The organism is Pseudomonas sp. 910_21, assembly GCF_052850735.1.
In genome coordinates this window covers 369,601-395,586 of record NZ_VXCY01000001.1, presented here as the reverse complement: position 1 = coordinate 395,586, position 25,986 = coordinate 369,601, and the positions used below count along the sequence as shown (strand labels likewise).

The following is a 25,986-nucleotide window of genomic DNA, read 5'->3' as shown; positions in this document are numbered from 1 at the left end:
ATCCGATGCACCGCAGCCAGTTGCCGTCAGAAGAAGCGGGTCACGCTGATCTTGGCGTTGCGTCCGACGCTGTAGGCGTTGTCGCCGCTGAGGGCCGGACGGTAGTCGCGGTTGAACATGTTATCCAGGGTGAAGTTGACTTCAGTGCCCTTGAGATAGGCTTGTTGGGGCTTCCAGTTGGCAAACAGGCCCTGCACGTTGTAGCGATCATTGCCGTACTGGTCCCAGTAGGAATCACCCAGGCTACTGGCCGGGCCGCTGGGGTATTTGTCGCTGGGCAGGCGGTCGGTCTGGCGTACCCACTGGCCCTGCCAGCCAACCTGGGCATCCCATTGGGGAATCTTCAGCCCCAGGGTCGCCACCCACTTGCGTGGCGGAATGTCCCGGGCCCAGACGTTCGGTCCCCAAGGGTTGGTATAGGCGCCTTGGTGCTTGCCGGTGATCCATGAGTAAGACAGGGCGCCGAACAGGTAGGTGGAGTCGTAGTAGCTCTCGACTTCAAAGCCTTTGATGGTCAGGTCGCCGATGTTGCGATACACCGACATCGGCGATTCCTTGCACACCTGAGAGATGCTCTTGCCAGTGCTCAACTGCTCCGCACAGCCGATGCCGGTGGCCTTGAGGATCTCGTTGGTGATCTTGTTCTGGAACACCGTGGTGCGGATCTGCGCGTTGTCGTTGTCGGTCAGCACCTTGGAGAAATTATGGATGGTCCCTGCTCGCAGTGCGGTGATGCGCTCCGGGTCCAGGTTACGGCTGGTGGCCGAGCGCGTGCTGCCGGGGGCCTGAACTTCGTACTGCTCGTCGATTACCGGTGCGCGCCAGGTCTTGCTGTAGTCGGCGAACAGCGCCAGGTTCGGATTGACGTTCCAGAACGCCGAGAGGCGCGGCGACCAGCCGGTGTAGGTCTTGTCACCATAGTCATGGCCGTCCTTGGGGCTGGTGCTGTTGTACAGCGGCGCATCGTTTTGCTCGCCACGGTTGCGTACATGGTCGTAGCGCAGCGATGGGGTCAGGGTGAAGTCCCCCAGAGTTACCGCGTCCTGGATGTAGAAGGCGTTGTTGTCGACCTTGCCATGGGGCATGAAGCCCGGCTGGTAGTGGCCGTAGTTGTATTTGGGCACTTCATAGGTCTTGCCCGGCATCCACATGTCCACCTCGCGAGTGTGCTTGCGGATCTGCGCACCTGTGGTGAAGGCGTGTTCCAGAGGGCCGGTGCTGAAGCGGCTGGTATTGGTCACTTCGAGGATCTTGTCCTCGTAGCCCACGGTGATCTTGCGGCCGCCAGTGACCGGTTGATAGAAAGCGGTCGGGCCGCGCTCGTCGGTCTGGTCGGTCTTGGAGTTGGAGTATTGGACCTTGAGGTCGACCCAGGGGTTGTCTACCGGCTGATACTCGTACTTGGTCAGCCAGGTGGTGTCGACGGTATTGCGCTGAGCCAGGTAGCGCTTGGTGGCGCCGTCATAACCGTACTTGTCGATGTTGGCCTTGCTGGGCGGCGCCGGGTAGGTCTTGGCCGAGAAGGGCGCCCAGATGTCACTGTTGGAGCGCATGTAGCTCAAGCCCAGGCGATGCTCGTCGGTCAGTTGCATGTTGAACTTATAGAGCTCGCCGTCCAGGTCCTGAGCTGTGTTGGGCTGGCGCTTGGGGTTGATCAGGTATTCATTGCGCGGGTCGGGAATGGAACTGGCCAGCTTCATGTCGTCGCCGTCGCGCTTGGTCCAGTAAGCCAGGGCATCGAAGCGATGGTCATCGGAACGGCCATAGACGGCAGAGGTGTAGGCCTGTTGATGGTCGTTGCTGCTGTAGCCGTACTTGACCATGGCGCCGACATTGCGTCCGTCCTGCAGCAGGTCCGGGGCATCCTTGGTCTCGGTGTGCACGGTGCCGCCGAAGCCGCCGTTCCCGGTCTTCGGCGAGTGCGGGCCTTTCTCCACTTCCACCCGACGGATCAGTTCCGGCTCGATGAAGATCACTCCCTGCTGGTAGCGCTCGAAGCCGCTCTTGGTGGCGCCGTCGACGGTGATCGGTACGTCTTCGGCGTCTCCCAGGCCCCAGATGTTGATGGTCTGGCCGCCGGGTTTGAGCGAGCCGCCCAGGCTCACGCCGGGCAGGGTGTCGATCAGGCTGACCACGTTGTTGGACTGGTGGCGATCGATTTCCGTCTGGTTCAGGGTCGAGCGGCCAACACTGGCGGCGTCCACCTCGGTGCCGTTGCCGATCACGCTCATGGCCCCCAGTTGCAAGGCCGAACCACCGCTGAGGCTGGTCTCGGCAGGGCGCACGATGTAGGTGTTGTCGACCTTCATCAGGTTGAACTGGCCGTTCTGCAGCAGGGCGCGGATCGCCTCTTCCGGGCTGTAGTCGCCTTGCAGGGCCGGGGCCTTGGCATTGCGCAGCAGTTGCTCATCGAACAGCAGCTGGATCTTTGCCTGCTGGGCGATCTGGCTCAGGGAGGCGGCCAGAGGCTGCGCCGGCAGCTGGAAATGCAGCGGCCCGGCATGGGCCTGCAGGCTGAATGCCAGGCAGGCGGCGAGCAGGGTCGGGCGGGTACGGACTAACGGAACAGGCAAGAACGCGCGAAACATGACTTCCCCCAGAGCGGCTTAAAGGCCAAAAAGGCGCTGCGGACAGATCGCAGACAGGAGGAAGACGCGGCAGTGAAAAAAAACCTCATATGCGAATGCAAAATATTCTCATATAAAATTCAGCGGGCTTCGATCTTCAGCTGACCGTTGGCCTGTACCCGGGTTTTTACCGGGATCAGGGCCGGTAGAGCCTTGACCAAGGCATCCGGATCGTTGACGTCGAGGTTGCCGGAAACCTTGTAGGCGCTCAGCGGGCCCTCGGCCAGTTGTACCGGCTGGTGGCGGTACAGGTTCAGCTCGTCCACCAGGCTCGCCAGGTCGCGGTTGCGAAAGGCCAGGCGCCCGCTGCGCCAGTCGGCCACCTCGTCGCGGTCCAGGGTCTGCTGGCGCAGGGTGCCTTTTTGCAGGTCATAGGTGGCCTGTTGTCGAGCGCTCAGCAGGGTCAACTCCCCGGGCTTGCCGTCCGGGCTGAAGGCCACCTGGCCGTGGGCCACGCTGACCACCAGTTGGCGCTGGCCGCGACGCACGTCGAAGGCGGTGCCCACCACCCGCACCTTGGCCTCGCCGCTGTGCACCCACAGCGGACGTTCCTTGTCGGCGGCGACTTCCAGGTACAGCTGGCCCAACTGCAGGTAGATGTTGCGCTGATGGGCGCTGAAATCGATGGTCACCTGGGTATTGGCGTTGACGTACAAGGTGCTACCGTCCGGCAGCTTGAAGGCCCGTGCCCCCTGTTCCTGGGCCGCGATCTGCTGCCGGTAGGGGGCCTGGGGCGTGCCCAGGTTGACCGCCAGCACCGCGCACAGCAAGGCGGCGGCCACTGCCAGGGCCGGCCGCCAGAGTGGCGTCTTGCGCCGGGGGAGCGGCACCGGGCGGCTCAGTTGCTGCAACTGCGCCAGGTCGTCCCACAGCGCCTCGAATTCGGCGTAGGCCCGGGCATGGGCCGGTTCACTGATCCAGCTATCGAAGGCCTTGCGCGTGGCGCGATCCGGATCATTGCGGTTACGGGCGAACCAGCTGGCGGCCTGAGCATCGATCTGTTCGCTGTCGAGGTCGTCGTGGGTGCCGGGAAAGCGGGTCATTCAGGCTGCTCCTTGCCATTTTCTCGTTGTAGGTGCTGCTTGCAGTGCAGCAGGGCAAAGGCGATGTGTTTCTCCACCATGCTCACGGAAATCCCCATGCGTTCGGCGATCTGCGCCTGGCTCAGCCCTTCGAAGCGGTGCAGCATAAGGGCTTCGCGGCGGCGCGGCGAGAGTTGGGCGAGGACTTCTTTCAATTGCTCCAGGCGTTGCAGGCGCTGGATGGCGGGCAGCGGCTCATGCTGTTCGTCGGCCAGGGGTTCGCTGTCGAAGTTTTCTTCGAGGTGGGGCTCGTGGTGCACCTTGGAACGCACTTGCTGGCGTCGCCAATGATCGCGCAGCAGATTGCGCGCCATCTGGAACAGAAAGGCCCGGGGCTGCTCGACCTGGGCCCGATCACGGTAATCGAGCCATTGGGTGAACACGTCCTGGGTCATGTCCGCCGCGTCGCTGGCGTTGTCCGTGCGTTTACGCAGGAAATGCAGGATGTCCGCATAGAACCCGCGAACAGAGTCCGCCGACGCAGAGTCGGTCTTGGAGCGAGACATGGATATCCTTCTTGACGACGCGGTGAGCACAAGGTCGCGAATGATATCGAGAATTATTGCTATTTGTCACTTGCGCAAATTGACGATCAGCCAGCACCGCCTTCGCGCTCTAAATACCCCTCTTCGCGGGAACGGGCTTGCCAGCGAAGGCGCCCTTGCAGGCGATGCCAGGCTGCGCCCTCTTCGCCGGCAAGCCGGCTCCTACAAGGGGGAAGCACGGCATGTCGGCGCTGGCTTGCCAGCGAAAGCCCCCATAAAGGCTCAGATCACGAAAAAGCCGTGGGTGCCGTCGCGCCGTAGTTGTTCCACCAGGCCAAACTCCCAGTCCAGGTAACCCTGCATGGCTTCCCTGGGGTTGTCGGTGCCTTCATAGGGGCGGCGGTAGCGGTCGATCCGTGGCGCGGCCAGTTGCTGGCGGCTTTCCTCCAGGGGCAGGCCGGCTTCGATCCAGGCTGCGGTGCCACCGCTCAGGAGAAACACCGGACGCTGGGTCAGGGCCTGCAATTGCGGCACTACAAAGCGTGCCAGCAGGCTGCTGCCGCAGGTCAGGACAAACCGCTCGGGCTGGGGCAGTTGGGCCAGGGATTCCTCCAGTTGGCTGGGCAGGGCCCACCAGGCACCGGGGATATGGCGTTGCACGTAGTTGGCGCTGGCGGTGAAATCCAGAACCAGGGTGCCGGGTTCCTGCAGCCAGTCGGCCAGGGTGCGCGGGCTGATCTCCTCGGCCGGGGCCACATCCGGCAAGGGCGCCTGCCAGGGACCGCGCACGCTGAAGTCGCTGTCGCGCAGACCGTCGAGCACCGCCACCTGCCAGCCCATCTGGGCCAGCCAGGACGCGCTCATGTTGGCGCGCACGCCGTCGTTGTCCACCAGCACCAGGCGCGCACCGCGAACGCTGGCGAAGTGATCGGTTTCCTGCACCAGTTGCCCCCCGGGCGTGGAGCGGGCTGCGGGCAGGTGGCCGGCGGCGAATTCCTCCGGAGTACGTACATCGAACAGATAGCTGGTGCGCTTGGGATCGGCTTGCCAGCGCCGCCACTGGGCGAGATCGATGCGCGCCACGTCAGCCTGATCCGCTACCGCCCGTGCCGCCGTTTGCGCCTGCGCCCGCTGGGCCTCATTCACCGCCTTGAACCGGCGGTTCTGGCCGTGCTCCAGTTTCTGCCCGGCCAGGGTCCAGCCGATGGTGCCGTTGCGCAGGGCCGCCACCGGATTGGGAATGCCGGCGTTTACCAGGGACTGGGTGCCGATGATGCTGCGGGTGCGTCCGGCACAGTTGACCACCACCTGTGTCCGCGGATCGGGGGCCAGTTCACGCACCCGCAGCACCAGTTCGGCGCCGGGCACGCTGGTGCTGCCGGGGATGCTCATGGTCTGGTATTCGTCGAAGCGTCTTGCATCCAGCACCACCAGATCGGCCTGCTGGTCGAGCAGCGCCTGGAGTTCTTCGGCGGCCAGGGATGGGGTATGACGCTCCGCCTCCACCAGTTCGCCAAAGGATTTGCTGGGGACGTTGACGTCCTTGAACAACTCGCCACCGGCGGTGCGCCAGCCATCCAGGCCGCCCTCAAGCAGGGCGACATCGCTGTAGCCCAGTTGCCGCAGGCGGGTCGCCGCACGTTGGGCCAGCCCTTCGCCCTGGTCATAGAGGGTAATCGGGGTGTCGCGCCGGGGGATGCGCGCATAGACCTCCAGCTCCAGTTTCGACAGCGGGATATTGGCGGCGAACAGCGGGTGGGCTTCGGCGAAGGGCGCCTCTTCACGGACATCGATCAGCGCCAGTTCCTGGCGGTCTAGCAGAGCCTGACGGATGTGCGCCGGGCTGCGGGTAGGGAAATCGGTCATTGCAGGGGCTCCTTCGACAAGTCCCAGAGGTTAGGCAGCAAGCGGTTGGAATAACCGGAGACAAAGGGCTTCTCGTGACCGTCCGGATCGTATACGGCACGGCGTACCGCACCGATGTTGGCGCCATACACATGGATGCTGATGGACACCCGGTCGGCGTAGGCGTTGCTCACCTGATGGATGTCGCCAATGCGCGGCGACACTGCCTCCACTTGCCCCGGCACCAGGCGTATCGGAGCCCCCGCAGGTTGCAGGCGGCCGTCCGCCAGGCGTTCGAAACCCTGGGAGTCTTCGGCGCCGCGGAGCATGCCGATCAGCCCCCAGACCCGGTGATCGTGGATTGGCGTGCGCTGCCCCGGCCCCCAGACAAAGCTGACGATGGAGAAGCGCTGGCGCGAGTCGGCATGCAGCAGGAATTGCTGGTAGCGCTGTGGGTCCGGCTGGGCGAACTCATCGGGCAGCCAATCGTCCCGGCTCACCAGGCGCTGCAGCAGCGTGGCCCCTTGATCCAGCACCCGGGCCTCATCGGGGGCGCTGTCCAGCAGCTCGGCCAGGGCGGCGATGAAGTCCCGCAGGCGGGCGAAGTTGGGTGAAGCAATGGCGATTGTTTCGGCGTTGTGGGGCATGGGCTCCCTCCGTGGACACAAGGCAAATGACGCGAACTACACGGGCGAGCTAAAAGGTATTATTCTTATCGAACATTTTTCCAGTCATTTATTATGCGAAAAAAGAATGAAGATAGATGATCTGAATGCGTTCGTTGCGGTGATCCGTTGCCAGACCATCAGCCAGGCGGCCGATGCCCTGCAATTGACCCAGCCGGCCATCACCCGCCGGGTGCAGAATTTCGAGGAAGCCCTGGGGGTGGAGTTGCTGGATCGCAACACCAAGCCACTCAAGCCCACCAGCATGGGCCTGCGGGTTTATGGCCAGTGCCTGGAAGTGCTGCGCAGCATCGATGCCCTGAACGAGTTGGTGGCCAATGACGGCGCCCCCAGCGGCGCCTTGCGCATCGGCGTGCCGCAGACCATTGGCGATGTGGTGCTGCTGGATGCCCTGAGCCAGCTGAAGACGCTCTATCCGCAATTGCAGACGTCGGTGGCCACGGGGTGGGGTAGCCATCTGCTGAGTAAGGTCGAGAACGGTGAGCTGGACGTGGTGGCTGCGCTGTTTCCTGCCGGCAAGGTATTCCCCGAAGGCGTAGTGGGGCGCTCCCTGGGCAGCATGAATCTGGTGGTGGTAGCGGCCAAGGGCGAGGTGCGCAAGCGTTCCTGCAAGCTGGCCGACTGTTACCAGCGCGGCTGGGTGTTGAATCCCGATGGCTGCGGTTTCCGTGCGGGCCTGCAACGAGCGTTGAGTGCCCAGGGCCTGACTTTACAGATCAACCTGGAAACCTTCGGCACCGAGCTGCAACTGGGGCTGATCGCCAATGGCCTGGGGTACGGCCTGGTGCCGCTGCCGTTGCTGGAGAACAGCAGCCACCGCGACAAACTGGAGATAGTGCCGGTGAGCGACTTCAAGCCGGTGATCGACCTGTGGTTGGTACACCCGCGCTTCCTCGGCAACCTGCAAGAACCGGTGAGCCTGTTTGGCGAGATGGTCGCCGCCCGCGTCGGCTAGTCACGGGTGCGGCGCAACGGGTGCTTGCAGGTGCTGGCTTGTTGCAAGAGCGGGCTAGACGGCGAAGGCTTCGGCAGGGGCAGCGCAACCCGCAACGGCCCCTTCGCCGGCAAGCCGGCTCCTTCAGGGGGGGGGTGGTTTATCCTTTGTTTGCATATATATCTATTTGCTGAATGCATTTTTTGTATATTAAGTTAGAACCAAAACGAATTTCACGGACGTTTTTTATGTAGTTAGCATGGGGCTCGAACGCGCTGAAATAGGGATGTTGAAATGCCTGCGCAAGCCCCGCTGACCTTGTCCTCCCGCTGGACCGAGCGCCCCGGATTGAAGCTCCTGGGCAACCTGTTGTTACGCCTGATCAGCCCGCTGTTACTCCTGCTGCTCTGGGAACTGGCCTCCCGCACCGGGCTCTTGCCGACACGGATCATCGCCGCCCCCAGCACCATCGGCGACACCCTGTGGCAGATGCTCGGCAGTGGCGAGTTGGGCGGACATCTGTGGGTGTCCCTCAAGCGCGCCCTCAGCGGACTGGCCATCGGTGTCAGCCTGGGCACTGTCCTGGCCCTGCTGGCGGGCCTGTCCCGGCGTGGCGAGATCGCCATCGACTCGCCGATGCAGATGCTGCGCACCCTGCCATTCCTGGCCATAGTGCCGCTGTTCATTCTCTGGTTCGGGGTTGGCGAGACGCCAAAGATCGCCCTCATTGCCCTGGGCACCACCTTTCCCATCTACCTCACCCTGTTCTCCGGTATCCGCAGCCTCGATCCCAAGCTGGTGGAAGCGGCGACGCTGCTGGGCCTCAAGCGCTGGGAGCTGATCGTCCACGTGATCCTGCCCGGTGCGTTGCCGGCCTTTTTCGTCGGCCTGCGCTACGCCTTCGGCATCAGTTGGCTGGGGCTGGTGGTGGTGGAGCAGATCAACGCCAGCGCCGGTATCGGCTATCTGGTCAATGACGCCCGGGATTTCATGCGCACCGACGTGATCGTCATCTGCCTCTTGGTCTACAGCGTATTGGGCCTGGGCATCGACAGCCTGGTGCGCGGCCTTGAACGTTTTGCCCTGGCCTGGCGGCCGACCTTCATCAGGAACTGACCATGACTGTATTACTGCCCCAGCCGGGCCGCGTGCGCGCCGCCGTCGAATGCCGCGGCGTCAGCCGACGCTTTGCCGGGCAAGCGGTCCTGGATGGCCTGGACCTGGAGATCGCCCCGGGGGAGTTCGTCGCCCTGTTGGGCAGCAGCGGTTCGGGCAAGACCACCTTGCTCCGGGCCCTGGCCGGGCTGGAACCGGTAGATGAGGGGCAGTTGCAGGTGCCCACTGCCATGGCCGCAGTCTTCCAGGAACCACGGCTGATGCCTTGGAAGCGCGTATGGCGCAATGTCGCCCTCGGTGTGCGCGGGGCCCAGGTGCGTGAGCGGGTGCTGGCGGCATTGGCCGAAGTGGGACTGGGTCATCGCCTCGGTGCCTGGCCCGGCACCCTGTCCGGCGGCGAAGCCCAGCGCGTGGCCCTGGCCCGGGCCCTGGTGCGCGAGCCGCAGTTATTGCTGCTGGACGAGCCCTTTGCCGCCCTCGACGCACTGACCCGAATTCGCATGCATCAGCTGATCATCCGCCTGTGGCGGGTGCATACCCCGGCCGTGTTGCTGGTGACCCACGATGTCGATGAGGCATTGCTGCTGGCCGACCGAGTGCTGGTACTGGCCAACGGGCAGATAGCCGAACAGCTACCGATTCGCCTGCCGCGTCCGCGTCAGGCGTCCACCCCGGGGTTCCAGCAACTGCGTGCGCGGCTGCTGCAACTGCTGGGGGTCGAAACCGAGGCCGAGCCGGCCGTCAGCGTCTCCCACCCCTTGAGCAGGACTGCCAGCCGATGAGCCTTTCCACTGTGCAACCGTCCCCGTCCGTAGCCCGTTCCTCGCTGGATGCGGACTCTGCCGAGTTCGCCGATCTGCTGCAGCAGTTGAGCGAGGAGTTCGCCGCCACTGCGGCCTATTACGATCGTCATAGCGAGTTTCCCCACGCCAACCTGCAACGCCTGCACGAGCATGGCCTGCTGGCCTTGACGGTGCCCCGGGCCCTGGGGGGCAGTGAGGCGACCCTGGCCCAGGCGCGCCGAGTGATCGGCGCCGTGGCCCAGGGTGAGCCCTCCACTGCGCTGGTGCTGGTGATGCAGTATCTGCAGCACACGCGGCTGCAACAGAACAACGCCTGGCCCCTGCATCTGCGTCAGCAAGTGGCCCGTGAAGCGGTACAGGACGGCGCCTTGATCAACGCCCTGCGGGTCGAGCCGGACCTGGGCACCCCGGCCCGTGGCGGGTTGCCCGCGACCTTGGCGCGGCGGGTCGAAGGCGGTTGGCGGCTGAGCGGGCGCAAGATCTACTCCACCGGCATTCCCGGGCTGACCTGGCTGGCGGTCTGGGCCCGCAGCGATGATGCCGAGCCGCAGGTGGGCACCTGGCTGGTGCACCGCGACAGCCCCGGCATCAGCGTCGAGGAAACCTGGGACCACCTGGGCATGCGCGCCACCGGCAGTCACGACGTGATCTTCGACGAAGTGTTCGTGCCCCTGGAACAAGCGGTGGACATCCAGCCGGCCAACGTTCCGCGCCCCTCGGAGTTGGACAGCAAGGGTGTGCTCTGGCTGGCGGTGCTGCTGTCGGCGATCTATGACGGCGTGGCCCGGGCCGCCCGCGACTGGCTGCTGAGCTGGCTGGCCCAGCGCACCCCGGCCAACCTTGGCGCGCCACTGTCGAGCCTGCCGCGTTTCCAGGAACTGATCGGGCGCATCGATGCCTTGCTGTTCAACAATCGGGTGCTGCTGGATGCGGCCGCCGAAGGGCGGATCGCCCCGGGGGAGGCGACCCAGATCAAGTACCTGGTGACCAGCAACGCCATCAGCGCCGTGGAGCTGGGCATCGAAGCCATCGGCAACCCCGGGCTGGCCCGGGGCAATCCCATCGAGCGGCATTACCGCGACGTGCTCTGCAGCCGGATTCACACGCCGCAGAACGACGCGATCCTTGGCGCTGTCGGGCGTGCCGCCTTTGCCTTGCCCAGCCGAGGAGCCCAGGTGTGACGCGGATTGCCAGCCAGCTCGACGAGGGCTTCAACCAGCAATTGCGCCAGTGGCTGCCAGGCGTCGAGGTACTGAGCCTGCCCCGCGGGCTGCCCAGCGATCTGCCCGGGGATATCCAGGTGCTGCTGGCGGCGCCCCATGCCGATTTTCGTGATGCTCCAGAGCCGCCTGCGGGTTGGCCCTTCGGCCTGCAGTTTGTGCAACTGGTGACCTCGGGCCTGGACTATTTTCCGCGCTGGCTGTTCGCCCGGTTGCCGGTGGCCAGCGCCCGTGGCAGCACCGCCGAGAGCATCGCCGAGTTTGCCCTGGCGGCGATTTTCGCGGCCGCCAAAGACCTGCCCCAGGTGTGGATCGATGATGCCGAGCACTGGCGGCAACGGCCGCTGGCCTCGGTGGCCGGCAGCACCTTGGGCCTGTTCGGTTTTGGCAGCATCGCCCGGGAGCTGGCGCCCAAGGCCCAGGCCCTGGGCATGCAGGTGCTGGCCCTGCGGCGTTCGCAACGGCCCTTTGATGTGCCCGGAGTCGAGCCTGTGGCCAACCTGCATGAGTTGTTTGCCCGGGCCGACCACCTGCTGCTGGCGGTGCCGCTGACCGAACAGACCCGGCAGGTCATCGACGCCGAGGTACTGGCGGCGGCCAAGCCCGGTCTGCACCTGATCAATATTGCCCGGGGTGCCCTGGTGGATCAGACCGCCCTGTTACGGGCCCTGGACGTGGGGCAGATCGCTCGCGCCAGCCTGGACGTGGCCGATCCCGAGCCGCTGCCCGCAGGCCATCCGTTCTACCGTCATCAACGCATTCGCCTGTCGCCTCACACCTCGGCCAACTCGCCTCGGGTCTACCTGAATATCGCTCGTTTGCTGGAGCGCAACCTCCAGCGCTGGCGTGCGGGGCTGGCCCTGGAAAACCCGGTGGAGATCGAACGTGGCTACTAGCCTCGCCAGCCATTGGCCCCCACAACCCCTCTGAAGGAGAGCCGCCATGACGGCGCATTTTCGTCCCGCGGTGTATGACTTGCCCCGCGACGGCCACACGGTTTTGCGCTGGGAGCATCCGCCCCAGCAAGCCACCGTCGAGCTTGAGCGCCAGCAGCGCAAACAGAGCCTTGCCGCCGCCTTCCGGGTGTTCGCCCGGCTGGGTTTCGACATGGGTGGCGCCGGGCATATCACCGTGCGTGATCCGCAGCGCCCGGACCATTTCTGGGTGAATCCGGTGGGGGTGTATTTCGGCCATATCCGGGTCAGTGACCTGTTGCTGGTCGATCCCCAGGGCGCCATTGTCGAAGGCGAGGGCGCCTTGAACCTGGCGGCCTTCGCCATCCATGCAGCACTCCACGAAGCCCACCCGCAAGTGGTGGCCGCCGCCCATGCCCATTCCCTGTACGGCAAGGCCTGGTCGAGCCTGGGCCGCCTGTTGGACCCGCTGACCCAGGACGCTTGCGCCTTCTATGAACAGCACGGGCTGTTCGACAACTTTTCCGGGGTGGTGCTGGAGGCCAGCGAGGGCGCGCGGATCGCCGCCGCGTTGCAGGGACGCAAGGCGTTGATCCTGCAGAACCACGGGCTGCTCACCGTTGGCGAAACCGTCGAGGCGGCCGTCTGGCGCTTCATTGCCATGGACAACGCCGCCCAGACTCAGCTGTTGGCGGAAGCCGCCGGCACACCCAGGCCCATTCCCCATGATGTGGCGCGCCACACCGCGCGTCAGGTCGGCACCGAGTTTGGTGGCTGGTTCAGCTTCCAGCCTTACCGCGAGCGGATCGTGCGCGAAGAACCGGATTTTCTCGATTAAGGACAAGCTCATGCAGCGTCGTCGATTTCTGCAACTCTCGGCCCTTGCCGGCCTGGCCGGTGCTTTGCCGCGTCTGGGCCTGGGGGCCCCGGCGGACCTGTCCGGGGTCACCCTGAATGTCGCCACCTACAAGGGCGCAGCGCCGAGCTTCTTCCCCGAGGCGGGCATCGAATCGCCGCCCTACAAGGTCAAGTACGCCGAGTTCACCGGCGGTAACCTGAGCTTCGAAGCCCTGGTCAGCGGCACCCTGGATATCTCGCCGATGAGTGAGATCCCGCCGATTTTCGGGATCAAGAACCACGCCCCGGTGAAACTGATCGCGGTGCTGACCGGCGACGTCAACAACCAGGCGTTTATCGTGCCCAAGGGCTCCAGGGTGCAGTCGGTGGCCGAACTCAAGGGCAAGCGCGTTGGCTATATCCGCTCCACCAGTTCCCACTACTTCCTGCTCAAGGCGTTGAAGGAACAGGGGCTGGGCTTTGCCGACATCGTGCCCATGGCGCTGACTCCGCAAGATGGCTTCGCCGCTTTTCAGAACGGCGCGCTGGATGCCTGGGTCAGCTTCGGCTACTTCATCCAGCTGGCGGAACTGCGGGCCGGGGCCCGGGTACTGAAGACCGGCCAGGGCTACCTGTCCGGCAACTACGTGATTGCCGCCAACCAGCAGAGCATTGCCGATCCGCTCAAGCACGCGGCGATCACCGACTACATCTTGCGCGAATACCGTGCCTGGCAATGGATCGCCAGCCATCCCGAGGAATGGGCCACCAAGAGCGCGAAGATCCTCGGCATGCCCCGGGAAGTGTTCCTGGCCCAATACCGTGCCCAGAGCGGCCCACGGCTGCTGCAACCGGTGGACGACGCGGCGGTGAAATCCCAGCAGGACGTGGCCGATCTGTTCTTTGAAGCTGGTGTTCTGCCCCAGCAGCTGGATGTTTCCGGCCTGTGGGACCGCAGCTTCCACTGGAGCTGACCCCCTTGTAGGAGCCGGCTTGCCGGCGAATAGGCCCTTGAGCCCTGCATCGATCTCGGGACCGCCTTCGCTGGCAAGCCAGCGCCTACGGTCCGATGGGGGCGATGTCTTTGATTGGCCAGGAGGCCTCATGTTCACCCGATCCTTGCTGTTGCTGGCGCTGGTCAGTCCCTGGGCGCTTGCCGCCAGCCCTGCCGCTTCACTGCACCAGCGCCTTACGGTGCTCGACAGCCACCTCGATACCCCCATGCAACTGGCTCGCCCCGGCTGGGATATCACCCAGCGCCATCGTTATCAGGACGACCTGTCCCAGGTGGATCTGCCGCGCATGAAGGAGGGCGGCCTGGATGGCGGTTTCTGGGCCATCTTCACCCCCCAGGGCCCGCTCAATGCCGAAGGCCGGACCCTGGCCAGTGAGCATGGCCTGGCAGTGCTCACGCGGATTCGCGACCTGATCGCCGCCCACCGCGAGGACTTTGCCCTGGCCCTGAGCGCCGCCGATGTGCCGGCGATCATCGCCCGTGGCCAGCGAGTGGTGTTTATCAGCATGGAGAATGCCGAGCCTCTGGCAGCCGATCCCGGGCGTTTGCTCACCTACCATCGCCAGGGCTTGCGCATGCTCGGCCTGGTGCACTCGGCCAATAACGACTTCGCCGACTCGGCCACTGCCCTGCCGCAGTGGCAGGGCCTGAGTCCTGCGGGCCGCGATCTGGTGGTCGCGGCCAATCGCCTGGGCATCCTGCTGGATGTGTCCCACGCCTCGGATCAGGTGTTCGACCAAGTGCTGGCGCTGTCCACGGCGCCGATCATTGCCTCCCACTCCAGCAGCCGGGCCATCACCCACCATCCCCGCAATCTGGATGATCGGCGCCTGCGGCAACTGGCGGCCAAGGGGGGTGTGGTGCAGGTCAATAGCTTTGCCAGTGACCTGATCAACCTCGTGCCCAATCCCGAGCGTGACAAGGCCTTGGGGCCGCTGTACCGCGAGTTCCGCCTGGCCGCCAGCCTGAGCCCCGGGCAGGTGGCGGACCTGGCCGAGCGGATTCGTCAGGTGGAGATGCGCTACCCACAGCCCAGGGCAACCCTGGACGACTACCTGCAGCACCTGTTGCACATCCTTGAGGTGGTGGGGCCGGACCATGTGGGCATCGGCGCCGACTGGGATGGCGGTGGAGGGGTGCAGGGACTGGAGGATGTGGCGCAGCTGCCGCGAATCACCGAGCGCTTGCTGGCGGCGGGGTACGGCGAAGCGGACCTGGCGAAGATCTGGGGCGGCAATCTGCTGCGAGTCCTCGACGCCGCCCAACGGGTAGGAGCCGGCTTGCCGGCGAATGGACCCTGAGGCTTGCGGGGCGCTGGAGATGGCCTTCGCTGGCAAGCCAGCTCCTACCGGGAGAGGAGGCCTGTTTGTTTTTTTGGGCTATGCGCGGGGCGCAGAATCTTCTGGCTTGAATATGAAACAAAGTAATATTTGCATATGCTTAAAATGTATTTCTCTTATTAAATGAGCGCCCCTAGGATGGCTTCCCATAGACCCAAGTGACTGCATAAGTCCACGGGCTATAACCGAACGCACTATCCATCCGCAGCAGGGAGCGCTGGCATGCCACTGACCAGAAGACAATTGATCGCCCGTATCGCCGCTGTCGGCGGGGTCCAGGCGGCGAGTGCGGTCATGGGCCTGTTCGGCGGTCCGGGCAACGCCGAGGCCTACGAGGAGAACTATGCGTCGCTGCCCACAGCCGCCCTGGGCAAGGGGGCTTCGGTGGTGGTAATCGGCGCCGGAATCGGCGGTCTGGTCAGTGCCTATGAACTGAACAAGGCCGGGTTCAAGGTCACGCTGCTGGAAGCCCGGGACCGGGTCGGCGGGCGCAACTGGACCGTGCGCCGCGGTGATCGGGTGGAATACAGCGACGGCAGTGCGCAAGTCGCCGAGTTCGATGACGGTTTCTATCTCAATGCCGGGGCCGGTCGCTTGCCCAGTCACCATCAACTGATGCTCGGCTACTGCCGCGAGCTGGGGGTCGAACTGGAGGTACTGGTCAACACCAGTCGCAATGCCCTGGTGCGGCCGGACCTGAACCAGCCGGCCCTGCAGATCCGCCAGGCGGTCAATGACAGCCGCGGGCATTTTTCCGAGCTGCTGGCCAAGGCGGTCAATCGGCATGCCCTGGACCAGGAGTTGACGGCGGCCGATCGCAGCAACCTGCTGAGCTTCCTGAAAACCTGGGGCGATCTCTCGGACAAGCTGGAATACCTGGGATCGGCCCGCTCCGGCTACAAGGTCTGGCCCGGTGCCGGTGACCAGCTGGCGCAGAAGAATGATCCGCTGCCATTGCAGTCCCTGCTCAACCCGGCGCTGACCACGGCGCTGATGATCGATGAATACCCGGAATTCTCGCCCACCATGTTCCAGCCCGTGGGCGGCATGGACCGCATTCCCCAGGCCTTTGCCCGACGCTTGCAGGGGCAGTTGCGGCTGCACAGTGAGGTGCGTTCCATCACCAATCACAGTGACAGCGTCGAGGTGCTCTACCTGGACCGGCGCAGCGGTCGCACCCAGAGCCTGAAGGCCGACTACGTGATCAGTTCCTTGCCCTTGCCGCTGCTGGCCAAGGTGCAGAACAACTTCAGTGCCCCGGTACGCCAGGCCATCGCTGCGGTGCAGTTCGGCTACGCCAACAAGGTGGCCTGGCAGTCCCGGCGCTTCTGGGAAAGCCAGTACCAGATCTATGGCGGGCTGTCGTTCATCAATCAGGAAGCGTCCGGGCTGTGGTACCCCAGCGGTGGGTTCAACCAGGCCGAAGGGGTGTTGGTGGCGGCGTACAACAACGGTGAAACCGCGCGCAAGTTCGGTGAGAAAACCCTGGCCCAGCAGATCGAGATCTCCCGTCAGGCGGTGGAACTGCTGCACCCCGGTCACAGCCATGAACTGCGCAATCCTCTGGTGATTGCCTGGAGCAAGATCCCCTACAACTTCGGGCCCTGGATCAGCCATGAAGTGGCCGAACCGGACTACAGCCTGCTCAACCAGCCCCAAGGCCGGGTCTACCTGACCAGCGACGGCCTGGCCCACAGCGGCGTGGGCATCTGGCAGGAAGCCGCCGCCGGTGCAGCGCGGCGCGTGGTGCGCCACCTTTTTGAACGGGCGCAAGGCTCGTCGCTACAGCAAACGGCCTGAAAAAGCCGAGCATTTACCTTGTTCTGCACAAAAAATTACCTGATCGAAATGCAGGCAGTTTTCGTACAGAACAGCAGTAACCCATGCCGGGTAGCGGACCTCCGAGGCTGGCACACACAACCTTGGAGCGTCTTTGCATGTCTGTAAAACATACCGTCGTAGGGCTGGGGCTGTTGCTTGCCGCCAGCAGCAGCTGGGCCGCGGGTATCCAGCGCGTGCCGTCCACCTATCCCAATTCACCGATCCTGCAGTCGGTGACTTTGCCCGCCAACAGCGAGGTGACCTACCTCTCCGGCCTGTTGCCGGACCCGGTGGACCCCAAGGCGCCCAAGGAGCAGATCCATGCCGCCGGCAACACTGAGGCCCAGGCCCGGGTGGTGCTGCGCAAGGTGCAAACCCTACTCGCCAGCCAGGGCTTGACCCTGGGGGATGTGGTGCAACTGCGGATCTACCTGGTGGGCGACCCGGCCCTGGGTGGCAAGCTGGATTTCGATGGCCTGCAAGTGGCTTTTCGCGAGTTCTTCGGCACCGAGAAACAACCGCTGAAACCGGCCCGGACCACGGTGCAAGTGGCAGGGCTGGTGTTGCCCGGGGCCCTGATCGAAGTCGAAACCGTCGCCGCCCGGTCGCGCTGAGCGCCATTCAAAAGGATCTGAAGTCATGGGTATTTCCTTGCATAAAATCGTTCGCGGCGCCGCGCCCCTGAGCCTTGGCCTGTTGAGCCTGACAACCCCTGTGGAGTTGCTGGCCGCTGACGAAACCCTGGGCACGGTGGTGGTCACCGGGGTCCGTGGCAGCCAGCAGCGCACCGTCACCAACAGCCCGGCGCCTATCGATGTGATCGACAGCGAGCAGTTGCGCAGCATCGGTCAGAACGGTCTGAAAGAAATGCTCGGGCGCCTGCTGCCGTCGTTCAACGTGCCCACCATCAACGGCGGCGGTACGGCGTTCCTGGTGCGTGGGGTGAGCATGCGCGGCCTGGGCGGTGATCAGGTGCTGGTGCTGATCAACGGCAAGCGCCGGCACAACTCGGCGCTGATCAACAACGGTGCCCGGGTCGGCAACGCCTCGGTTCCGGTGGACCTGGACCTGATTCCCACGGCCGCCATCGAGCGTATCGAAGTGCTGCGCGACGGCGCCGCAGCGCAATACGGCTCCGACGCCATCGCCGGGGTGATCAATATCATCCTCAAGCGCAATGCCGAAGGCCTGACCTCGGACACCACCCTGGGCCAGTACTACGACGGTGACGGCACCACCGGCCACGAAGCCTTCAACTGGGGCAGCAAGCTGGGGGAGGACGGCGGCTTCGTCAACCTGTCCTGGGACGCCAAGCTCCAGGAGCCTTACGAGCGCTCCAGTGCGGCCAGCGGCCAGCTGTACTTCAATCAGCCCAATGGCTCGCCGGACCCTCGGGAAAGCAATCGTCAGGGCTGGGGCACCGAGTACGGCCTGGGCCGCGACCGCACCACCAGCCTGGCCTACAACGCCGAGCTGCCCCTGGCCGACGACCTCAAGCTGTACTCGTTTTCCACCTTGAGCTACCGCAACAGCAACAAGAACCTGGGGCACCGCAAGCCCACCGACATCACCAGTCTGGCGGGGGTACCCAACGCACCGTATCCCAATGGCGGCCAGGCGCGGCGGGAGATCCGCGAGACCGACTTCCAGGTCGCCGGTGGTGCCAAGGGTTTGGCGGGCGGTTGGGACTGGGACCTGTCCAGCACCTACGGCAAGGACCGCGGGGTACTGGATACCGCCAACAACTTGAACATTTCCAACGGCCCTTACGGCCAGCACGACTTCCACCTGGGCAATCTGGTATTTGACCAGTGGACCAACAACCTGGACTTCTCCCGGGCCCTGGACATCGGCTGGAGCAGCCCGCTGGAAACCTCCTTTGGCGTGGAATACCGCTGGGAGAAATACGCGCTGGAAGAGGGCGAGCCCAACTCCTACAACCAGGGCAGCTACGTCCCGGCCACCGGTCCCTTTGCCGGCGTGGTACCGGACCCGGGGCTGTTCTCGGTCAACGGCACCACGCCGGAAGACGCCTACAGCCTCAAGCGCCACAGCGAAGCCGCCTATGTGGATTTCGGCCTGAACATCACCCCCAACTGGTACGTCGGCGCAGCGGCGCGTTATGAGAAATACAACCTCGGCGTGGGCGATACCACCAGCGGCAAGCTCACCACCCGTTATGAGTTCATTCCCGGCTATGCGGTACGGGCGGCGGTGAGCAACGGCTTCCGCGCACCGTCCCTGGCCCAGAGCGTGTTCTCCACCACCAGCACCGTGACCCAGTTCGGCGCCGGCGGCACCACCAGCTCGGTGCGGACCAAACAGATGCGCCCCAACTCGCCGGAAGCCATTGCCCTGGGGGCCAAGGACCTGGAGCCGGAAACCTCGCGCAACTACAGCCTGGGCTTCACCGCCGAACCCACCGAGCGCCTGCGCCTGACCGCCGACTTCTACCTGATCGACATCGACAAGCGCATCCTCCAGACCGGCATCCTCAAGGGCCCGGCGGTGTCGCAGATCCTGGTGGAGAACGGCCTGTCGCCGAACCTCGCCGGGCAGTACTACACCAACGCCGCCGACACCCGGACCAAGGGCGTGGACCTGGTGGCGGACTACAGCCAGTCGTTCGGCGAGTACGGCACGGCCAAGTGGAGCGTTGCCTACAACCACAACAAGACCACCATCCGCGACCTGGCGCAGACCCCGGAGGCCCTGTCGCGCCTGGGGGCCGGCTATGTGCTGTTCGACCGCCAGCAGCAGATCGACCTGACCAAGTCGACGCCCAAGGACAAGTGGATTCTGTCCAGCAACTACAAGGTGGGCGACTGGACCACCAACCTGCAGTTGACCCGCTTTGGCGAGTACACCGAAGGCTCGAACCTTGCGGCCAACGACCGTACCTACAGTGCCAAGTGGATCACCGACCTGGACGTGGCCTACGACGTGACCCAGAACCTCACCGTCGCGGTGGGGGCCAATAACCTGTTTGACGTGTACCCGGACAAGATCGGCCTCAAGGCCTGGGCGGGGACTTATGAATACGGGATGTTCTCGCCTTATGGCCTGGGCGGTGGTTATTACTACAGCCGCGTCAGCCTGGCGTTCTAGGCATGGTCAGCATCGATCTCGTAGGAGCTGGCTTGCCAGCGAAGGTGGCCGCATGACTGGCGCAGGGTTCCGAGGCCATTCGCCAGCAAGCTGGCTCCTACAGCAGCCGCGTCAGCCTGGCGTTTTAGGCATGGTCAGCATCGATCTTGTAGGAGCTGGCTTGCCAGCGAAGGCGGCCGCATGACTGGCGCAGGGTTCCGGGGCCATTCGCCAGCAAGCTGGCTCCTACAGCAGCCGCGTCAGCCTGGCGTTCTAGGCATGGTCGGCATCGATCTCGTAGGAGCTGGCTTGCCAGCGAAGGCGGCCGCATGACGGGTGAAGGGTTCCGAGGCCATTCGCCAGCAAGCTGGCTCCTACAGCAGCCGCGTCAGCCTGGCGTTCTAGGCATGGTCGGCAGCGATCTTGTAGGAGCTGGCTTGCCAGCGAAGGCGGCCGCATGACGGGTGCAAGGTTCAGGGGCCAGTCGCGGCTCCTACAAAGGGTGGTGTTGTGTTTGTGGGTGGGCACTGCGCAGGCGCAGCCGGCGTTGCGGGTTTCCAGCCAGAAGCAGTCGCTGAAGATTCTGCTGCAGGCCGCCGGCGAGCTGGAGCAGGTGCCGTATCCCATCGAGTTCGCGTCCTTTGCCGCCGCCGCGCCCACCGCCGAAGCTCTGGCGGCCGGGGCGGTGGACATCGGCAGCCTGGGGGATGCGCCGTTCGTGTTCGCTGCCGCCGCCGGGGCGCCGATCAAGACCGTGGGGGTGATCAAACTCAAGGTCACGCCCACGGCAGTGGCGATTGTGGTCAATAACGACTCGCCGCTGCAGGATGCCGCCAGCCTCAAGGGCCAGCGCATCACCACCACTCGCGGCTCCATCGGCCATTTCCTGGCCCTCGCCGCCCTGCGTTCGGCGGGGCTGCACGGCGCGGATGCGCAGTTCATCTTCCTGCAGCCCGCCGAGTCCCGCAGCCTGCTGAGCAATGGTCAGGCCGATGCCTGGTCGACCTGGGACCCCTACACCAGCATGGTGCAGATGGAAGGTGGAACCCGGGTGCTGGTCAGTGGCGAGGGCCTGTTCGCCGGGCACATGTTACTGGTGGCCAATGATCAGGCGATCCATGACAAGCCGGCACAGATTGCCGATTTCCTCCGGCGCCTGGATCGCGCCTATGCCTGGGCCAATCAACATCAGGCCGAGTTTTCCCGCATCCAGGCCGGCTACAGCGGCCTGCCGGTAGAGGTCCATGAACGCTCCAACCGCTACTCCGTGCCCCGACGCATTGCCGTGGGGCCGTCGGTGGTGGCGGACGTGCAGCACACCGCCGATCTGTATCGCGAGGAAGGCATCATCCGCCAGTCTTTCGATGCCTCGGCTTACATGGACGAACAGTTCAATGAAGTTGAATGAATAGATGGCATTTTTATTAATTAAGCTCGGGAGGAATGAATAAATATCCCTTCAATAATGTCCGCTGTTTAACTTAACTATCAGCAAATTTCATAGTGTCCGCGCAGGCCGTTAAAGTTGTCGGTGATGGCCGCTATTTGCCTGATTTTCTATACATTTTTAAGTTTGGATATTAGAGATAAAGGGTATTTCACAAGGCATTGGCAACTGCCTAAGGTGGCCTTGAAATAAATTATTACGTTCTGCCAAAGATGTACTTCGTCGCTACTTCCAGGGAATAAGGGAGCTTGCATGTTCACAGTCACTACTGCCGACAAACTTGAAGCGCGGCATATCCTCGATGTCGTTGAAAAACGTTCTTATGGCGTCCAGCTCAAAGGTTTCTGTCCGCCGGACACCTTGCAGGTGGCGCGGGATCATCTGTACCAGCAGGAGCTGCGCAGCGCCTTCAGCCAGCAGCAGGAATTCGTCCGCGTCGGCAAGGCCTATATCGAGATCCAGGATGAGCAGAGCCGCGCCGAATACCATGCCCTGGCACTGCCCAATATCCGCAAGATCCGCAACCTGTTCCGGCCCCTGGCCTCGCCCATCGACGAGCTGCGCCTGCTGCTGGATGAGGTCTGGCCTCAGGGCGCCCACCTGCTGCAGGTAGGCGGGCAGAAGTGCTTTGTCGGTATCGCCCGCTTCCAGGGCTCGGGGGTCGATCTCACGCCCCATACCGACAAGCTCGAACGCAACGCGCCGCAGGGCCACAGCCCGCCACTGCTGACCCAGCTGTCCACCAACATCTACCTGGAAATCCCCGAGGACGGCGGAGAGTTGGAGATCTGGGGCATCGAGCCGGACGAGGAGGAGTACAACCGCCTGCGCGGCGAACGAGCCTACGGCATCGAGCGCCATCTGCTGCCGCCGCCGGATTTCGTGATCAAGCCCGAGCCGGGCGACCTGATCCTGCTCAACCCGCGGCTGATCCACGCGGTACGCCCCTCGGCCAGCAGCACCCGGGTCACCCTCGGGGTCTTTATCGGTTACTACGGCGAACAACAGCCTTTGGCCTACTGGAGCTGAACTCATGAGCAAGGTGCAGGAAATCAATCTCAAGGCCTACTTCAACAAGGGCGGCGAAGAGCACGAATTCGATGGCAAGCGCGTGGTCCTGGCGGTCAGCGTTGGCCAGGAATATCACGAAGACCAGAAGCTGCGTTCCACCATTCACCTGATCAACCAGTCCGGCTTCAGCCACGTCAAGGTGGTGGTGGCCGACACCCTGCAACGCCACAACAAGCACGGCAAATCTCCGGGGGAGGCGTTGTCGGCGTCGATCCGCGACGGCGATGCCTGGCTGGCGCGCAACCAGGACATCCTCGATGGCCTGCGGGTGCCCTATCACATCACCCGCTGGAACCAGGAACTGGCCAGCGACCGCTATGCCGAGTTGCGCCAGCAGTTGGACCGCATCTATCAGCAGCGCGAGGAATTGCGCGACGCCATCGACAGCACCATCGGCGTGTTCACCGAGCGTTTGCGCCTGCGTGACGAGCACGCGGACATCGAACGCGCGGCGGCCCAGTGCCGCGAATACATCCTGGAAGAGATCCCCATCATCCTGCCGCTGTGGGCCGATGAGGGTTATCACTACGTGCTCTACCCGCAGCAGATGACCACGGCCATGGCCACCAGTCGCGAGCTGTTGATCGAACCCCACAGTCCGGATCGGGTGCGCTGGCTGCCCCTGAAGTTCAAGAAGCGCGGGATTCCGATTCCGTTCACCTTGCCTGGGGCCATTCACCCGAACTGGACCAGTGGCGCGATCGCCATCTGATCCGCCGCGATCAATGTAGGAGCTGGCTTGCCAGCGAAGACGTCCTTGCGGGCGGTGCAGGGCTCAAGGGCCTGTTCGCCGGCAAGCGGGCTCCTGCAGAGCGGTTTTTTTATGACTGACAAGGAGTTTCCATGGGCGTTTTTGCGCAACAGCAACGCAAATGGTGGGCATTGCTCGGAGTGAGCATTGCCAGTTTTCTCGGCTGTGTGGATTTCACCATCGTCAACACGGCGCTGCCGGCATTGCAGACCGATCTGGGGACCTCGGTGGACAGTCTGCAGTGGGTCATCAATGGCTTCATCCTGGCGCTGTCGAGTTTCATGGTGCTGGTGGGGCGCCTAGCTGACTTGCATGGACGCAAGCGGGTGCTGTTCATCGGCTTGACGGTGTTCGGTCTGGCGTCGCTGGCGGCTGGGCTGGCGACGCAGATCGACACCCTGATCGCTGCCCGGGTGATCCAGGGGCTGGCCTGCGCCGTGCTCTACACCGCGTCGGGGGCCATTGTCTCCAGCACCTTCGACAGCGCCGAACAGGGCAAGGCCTTCGGCGTGCTGTTCGGCGTCAATGGCGTGGGGCTGGCAATCGGGCCGGTACTGGGGGGGCTGATCACCAGTGGCTTTGGCTGGCAGTGGATTTTCCTGATCAACGTGCCCTTCGTGCTGCTGAGCCTGGGCATCTGCAGTTTCAGCGTGAAGGAGTCCCGCTCGGCAGAGGCCGGTGCACGACTGGATGTATGGGGCGCGTTGCTGTTGCTGATCGGCTTGCCGAGCCTGGTGCTGGTGATCGTTCAGGGTGGAACCTGGGGCTGGGGCTCGCACCTGACTCTGCGTCTGATCGCCCTGGCGACCCTGGCCCTGGTGGCCTTCCTGGCGGTGGAGAAACGGGTTGCGGCGCCGATCATCGATCTCAAGCTGTTCGCCAACCGACGCTTTGTCGCCGGGGTCGCGGCAAGTTTCGGTCTGGCGCTGTTCTACTGCGTGGCGTTTTTCGTCATGCCGCTGTATCTGGCGCAGATCCGTGGTGAGTCGGTGCAGGCCAGCGGCTTGCTGTTATTGCCCACCACCTTGGGGGTGGCGCTGCTGTCGCCGCTGGTGGGACGGCTGGTGGACCGCAAGGGCCCGGCGCTGCTGATCAAGACCGGGCTGCTGCTGTTCGTGCTGTCGGCGCTGTTGCAGGCCGGGTTCGACCGCCAGACGTCGCTGGCGTATCTGCTCGGCGCCTTCGTCATCATGGGCCTGGGTTGGGCCAGTATTCTCGGGCCGTCGACGGTGCTGGGGATTTCCTCGGTGCCTCAGGAAGTGGGCTCGGTGGCCATGGGTTCGCTGATGACCCTGCACAACGTCGGCGGTGGCGTGGGGCTGGCGGTGGGGGTGGGCTTGTTCCACTACTTTTCCGCGACGCCGCTGGACGATGCCCAGGGCGCCTTTCTCAACGGTTATCGCGGGGTGATGGGGTTTCTGGCCGTGGCGACGCTGTTGGTCTGGGCCACGGTGAGCCTGTTGCTGCGTACCGCCCCGGCTACCCTGGCGGCGGCCGAGGAGGGCGCCGGTCATGGCTGAGCGCAGCGGGCAGATGGGGCTGGGGGCCTTTCTCTCCGGCTCCGGCGCCCACGGCGGCAGTTGGCGCCATCCCCGGGCGGATGCCGATGCCTCGTTGAATTTCCAGCGCTACCGACACTACGCCCAGACCCTGGAGCGCGGCTGTTTCGACGCGCTGTTTCTCAACGACAACGTGGCTGTGGGGGATCTCGATCCCCGGGTGCTGGCCCGCAGTTCCTACAGCTTGCGCTGGGACCCCTTGACCCTGCTGCCGGCGCTGGCCGTGGTGACCCGGCATATCGGCCTGATCGCTACCGCCAGCACCACCTACAACGAGCCCTACAACCTGGCGCGCAAGTTCGCGTCCCTGGACCACCTGAGTGAGGGGCGTGCCGGTTGGAACCTGGTGACGGGGTTGATCGGCGCAGAGAACTTCAATCACCCCGAACCCCCCAGCCATGCCGAACGTTACGCCCGGGCCGAGGAGTTTTTCACGGTGGTCAGCGGCCTGTGGGACAGCTGGGCCGATGACGCCTTCCCCCGGGACAAGGCCAGCGGCCAGTGGTTGCAGCCGCACAGGATGCACTTGCTGGAGCATCGTGGCCGGCACTTCCAGGTACAGGGCCCGTTGAATGCGCCGCGTCCGCTGCAGGGCTGGCCGGTGATCGCCCAGGCCGGGTCTTCGGGCCCGGGCTGCGAGCTGGCGGCCCGCTGTGCCGAGCTGGTGTTCACCGCCCAGAGCGACCTGCAACAGGCCAAGGATTTCTACGTCGGGCTCAAGGAACGACTTCCCCATTACGGTCGCCATGCCCGGCAGTTGAAGATCTTCCCGGGGATTGCGCCGACGGTCGGCCGGACCCTCAGCGAGGCCGAGGAGAAGTATCAGCAATTGCAGGAGCTGCAGGACCCGCAGGCCCAGCTCAGGGCGCTGTCCTACTTGCTGGACCTGGGCATCGACCTGTCGACACTGCCCCTGGATGCCCCAGTGCCGCTGTTGGCAGACGCGGCGCCCACCGAGCGGCACAAGAGCCGTCGGCAACTGGTGGTGGAACTGGTCCGCCGGGAGCGGCCAACGCTGGCGCAGCTGCTGCGCAGCCTGTCCGCCAGCGGGCACAAGGTACTGGTGGGGACGCCAGGGCAGATCGTTGATGAACTGGCGACCTGGTACGAGGAGTACGCCGCCGATGGCTTCAATGTGCTGTTTACCCATTTGCCGGGAGCCATCGAGGATTTCGTGCAATTGATCACCCCGGAGCTGCAACGCCGGGGCCTGTTTCGCCAGCGCTACACGGGGCACACCCTGCGCGAACACCTGGGGCTTGCGCGAGTGGAAAACCGATTTTTCAGTCAACGGGGCAATGGCTGAATCGCTTAAAGAGTCTTTACTCTCAAGGCGCAACGCCCAT

At 64.2% G+C, this 25,986-nt stretch carries 21 protein-coding genes; 16 read left to right on the top strand and 5 right to left on the bottom strand.

Annotated elements, in window-relative coordinates; genetic code table 11:
• Positions 1–26: 26 nt before the first annotated feature.
• From FW796_RS01775 to FW796_RS01755, 5 genes are all read right to left on the bottom strand, one after another.
• The gene (locus FW796_RS01775; RefSeq protein ID WP_446438947.1) at positions 27–2,588 is read right to left on the bottom strand and encodes a TonB-dependent hemoglobin/transferrin/lactoferrin family receptor; all 2,562 of its coding nucleotides are present in this window, start codon (positions 2,586–2,588) and stop codon (positions 27–29) included.
• A gap of 119 nt (positions 2,589–2,707) precedes the next feature.
• On the bottom strand, positions 2,708–3,670 hold the full coding sequence (locus FW796_RS01770; protein ID WP_346634967.1) for a FecR family protein: 963 nt from the start codon (positions 3,668–3,670) through the stop codon (positions 2,708–2,710).
• The gene (locus FW796_RS01765) at positions 3,667–4,215 is read right to left on the bottom strand and encodes an RNA polymerase sigma factor (RefSeq protein ID WP_346634966.1); all 549 of its coding nucleotides are present in this window, start codon (positions 4,213–4,215) and stop codon (positions 3,667–3,669) included. Before FW796_RS01765 ends, FW796_RS01770 begins: the two co-directional genes overlap by 4 nt.
• A gap of 261 nt (positions 4,216–4,476) precedes the next feature.
• A complete protein-coding gene (locus FW796_RS01760; protein ID WP_404938505.1) occupies positions 4,477–6,060 on the bottom strand; it encodes a rhodanese-related sulfurtransferase in 1,584 nt (527 codons plus the stop codon).
• Positions 6,057–6,686 carry a cysteine dioxygenase gene (locus tag FW796_RS01755; RefSeq protein ID WP_446438946.1) on the bottom strand — a complete coding sequence of 210 codons (630 nt, stop codon included), beginning with the start codon at positions 6,684–6,686 and terminating at the stop codon, positions 6,057–6,059. The genes FW796_RS01760 and FW796_RS01755 overlap by 4 nt, the downstream gene beginning before the upstream one ends.
• Positions 6,687–6,792: 106 nt before the next feature.
• On the opposite strand from FW796_RS01755, the gene FW796_RS01750 reads away from it, so the two are divergent.
• The 16 genes from FW796_RS01750 to FW796_RS01675 all read left to right on the top strand — a co-directional run bounded on the left by FW796_RS01750 (position 6,793) and on the right by FW796_RS01675 (position 25,946).
• On the top strand, positions 6,793–7,680 hold the full coding sequence (locus tag FW796_RS01750; RefSeq protein ID WP_123723323.1) for a LysR family transcriptional regulator: 888 nt from the start codon (positions 6,793–6,795) through the stop codon (positions 7,678–7,680).
• Positions 7,681–7,953: 273 nt separating this feature from the next.
• Positions 7,954–8,775, top strand: coding sequence for an ABC transporter permease (locus tag FW796_RS01745; RefSeq protein WP_346634963.1), 822 nt, complete (start codon positions 7,954–7,956; stop codon positions 8,773–8,775).
• Between the two features lie 2 nt (positions 8,776–8,777).
• Entirely contained in the window at positions 8,778–9,557 is a 780-nt protein-coding gene (locus tag FW796_RS01740) for an ABC transporter ATP-binding protein (RefSeq protein WP_346634962.1), read from the top strand.
• Complete coding sequence (locus tag FW796_RS01735) at positions 9,554–10,759, top strand: acyl-CoA dehydrogenase family protein (protein WP_346634961.1); 1,206 nt, start codon at positions 9,554–9,556, stop codon at positions 10,757–10,759. The genes FW796_RS01740 and FW796_RS01735 overlap by 4 nt, the downstream gene beginning before the upstream one ends.
• The gene (locus FW796_RS01730; protein ID WP_404938513.1) at positions 10,756–11,694 is read left to right on the top strand and encodes a D-isomer specific 2-hydroxyacid dehydrogenase family protein; all 939 of its coding nucleotides are present in this window, start codon (positions 10,756–10,758) and stop codon (positions 11,692–11,694) included. The genes FW796_RS01735 and FW796_RS01730 overlap by 4 nt, the downstream gene beginning before the upstream one ends.
• A 46-nt stretch (positions 11,695–11,740) precedes the next feature.
• Positions 11,741–12,550 carry a class II aldolase/adducin family protein gene (locus tag FW796_RS01725; RefSeq protein WP_346634959.1) on the top strand — a complete coding sequence of 270 codons (810 nt, stop codon included), beginning with the start codon at positions 11,741–11,743 and terminating at the stop codon, positions 12,548–12,550.
• Positions 12,551–12,560: 10 nt separating this feature from the next.
• A complete protein-coding gene (locus FW796_RS01720; RefSeq protein ID WP_404938517.1) occupies positions 12,561–13,523 on the top strand; it encodes an ABC transporter substrate-binding protein in 963 nt (320 codons plus the stop codon).
• Between the two features lie 130 nt (positions 13,524–13,653).
• A complete protein-coding gene (locus FW796_RS01715; RefSeq protein ID WP_346634957.1) occupies positions 13,654–14,865 on the top strand; it encodes a dipeptidase in 1,212 nt (403 codons plus the stop codon).
• Positions 14,866–15,126: 261 nt separating this feature from the next.
• Positions 15,127–16,704 carry a flavin monoamine oxidase family protein gene (locus tag FW796_RS01710; protein ID WP_446438945.1) on the top strand — a complete coding sequence of 526 codons (1,578 nt, stop codon included), beginning with the start codon at positions 15,127–15,129 and terminating at the stop codon, positions 16,702–16,704.
• 137 nt (positions 16,705–16,841) lie between these two features.
• Positions 16,842–17,339 carry a RidA family protein gene (locus FW796_RS01705; RefSeq protein WP_404938523.1) on the top strand — a complete coding sequence of 166 codons (498 nt, stop codon included), beginning with the start codon at positions 16,842–16,844 and terminating at the stop codon, positions 17,337–17,339.
• 25 nt (positions 17,340–17,364) lie between these two features.
• Positions 17,365–19,833: a TonB-dependent receptor plug domain-containing protein gene (locus FW796_RS01700; RefSeq protein ID WP_446438944.1), complete on the top strand. Its 2,469-nt coding sequence runs from the start codon at positions 17,365–17,367 to the stop codon at positions 19,831–19,833.
• A 436-nt stretch (positions 19,834–20,269) separates the two neighbouring features.
• Positions 20,270–21,220 (top strand): aliphatic sulfonate ABC transporter substrate-binding protein, encoded by a 951-nt coding sequence (locus FW796_RS01695; protein ID WP_446438943.1) that lies wholly within the window; start codon positions 20,270–20,272, stop codon positions 21,218–21,220.
• Positions 21,221–21,511: 291 nt separating this feature from the next.
• Positions 21,512–22,288: a 2OG-Fe(II) oxygenase gene (locus FW796_RS01690; protein ID WP_404938529.1), complete on the top strand. Its 777-nt coding sequence runs from the start codon at positions 21,512–21,514 to the stop codon at positions 22,286–22,288.
• Between the two features lie 4 nt (positions 22,289–22,292).
• Positions 22,293–23,042: a tRNA-dependent cyclodipeptide synthase gene (locus tag FW796_RS01685; protein WP_346634953.1), complete on the top strand. Its 750-nt coding sequence runs from the start codon at positions 22,293–22,295 to the stop codon at positions 23,040–23,042.
• 131 nt (positions 23,043–23,173) lie between these two features.
• Positions 23,174–24,601: an MFS transporter gene (locus FW796_RS01680; RefSeq protein ID WP_446438942.1), complete on the top strand. Its 1,428-nt coding sequence runs from the start codon at positions 23,174–23,176 to the stop codon at positions 24,599–24,601.
• Positions 24,594–25,946: an LLM class flavin-dependent oxidoreductase gene (locus tag FW796_RS01675; protein WP_446438941.1), complete on the top strand. Its 1,353-nt coding sequence runs from the start codon at positions 24,594–24,596 to the stop codon at positions 25,944–25,946. The genes FW796_RS01680 and FW796_RS01675 overlap by 8 nt, the downstream gene beginning before the upstream one ends.
• Positions 25,947–25,986: the final 40 nt, after the last annotated feature.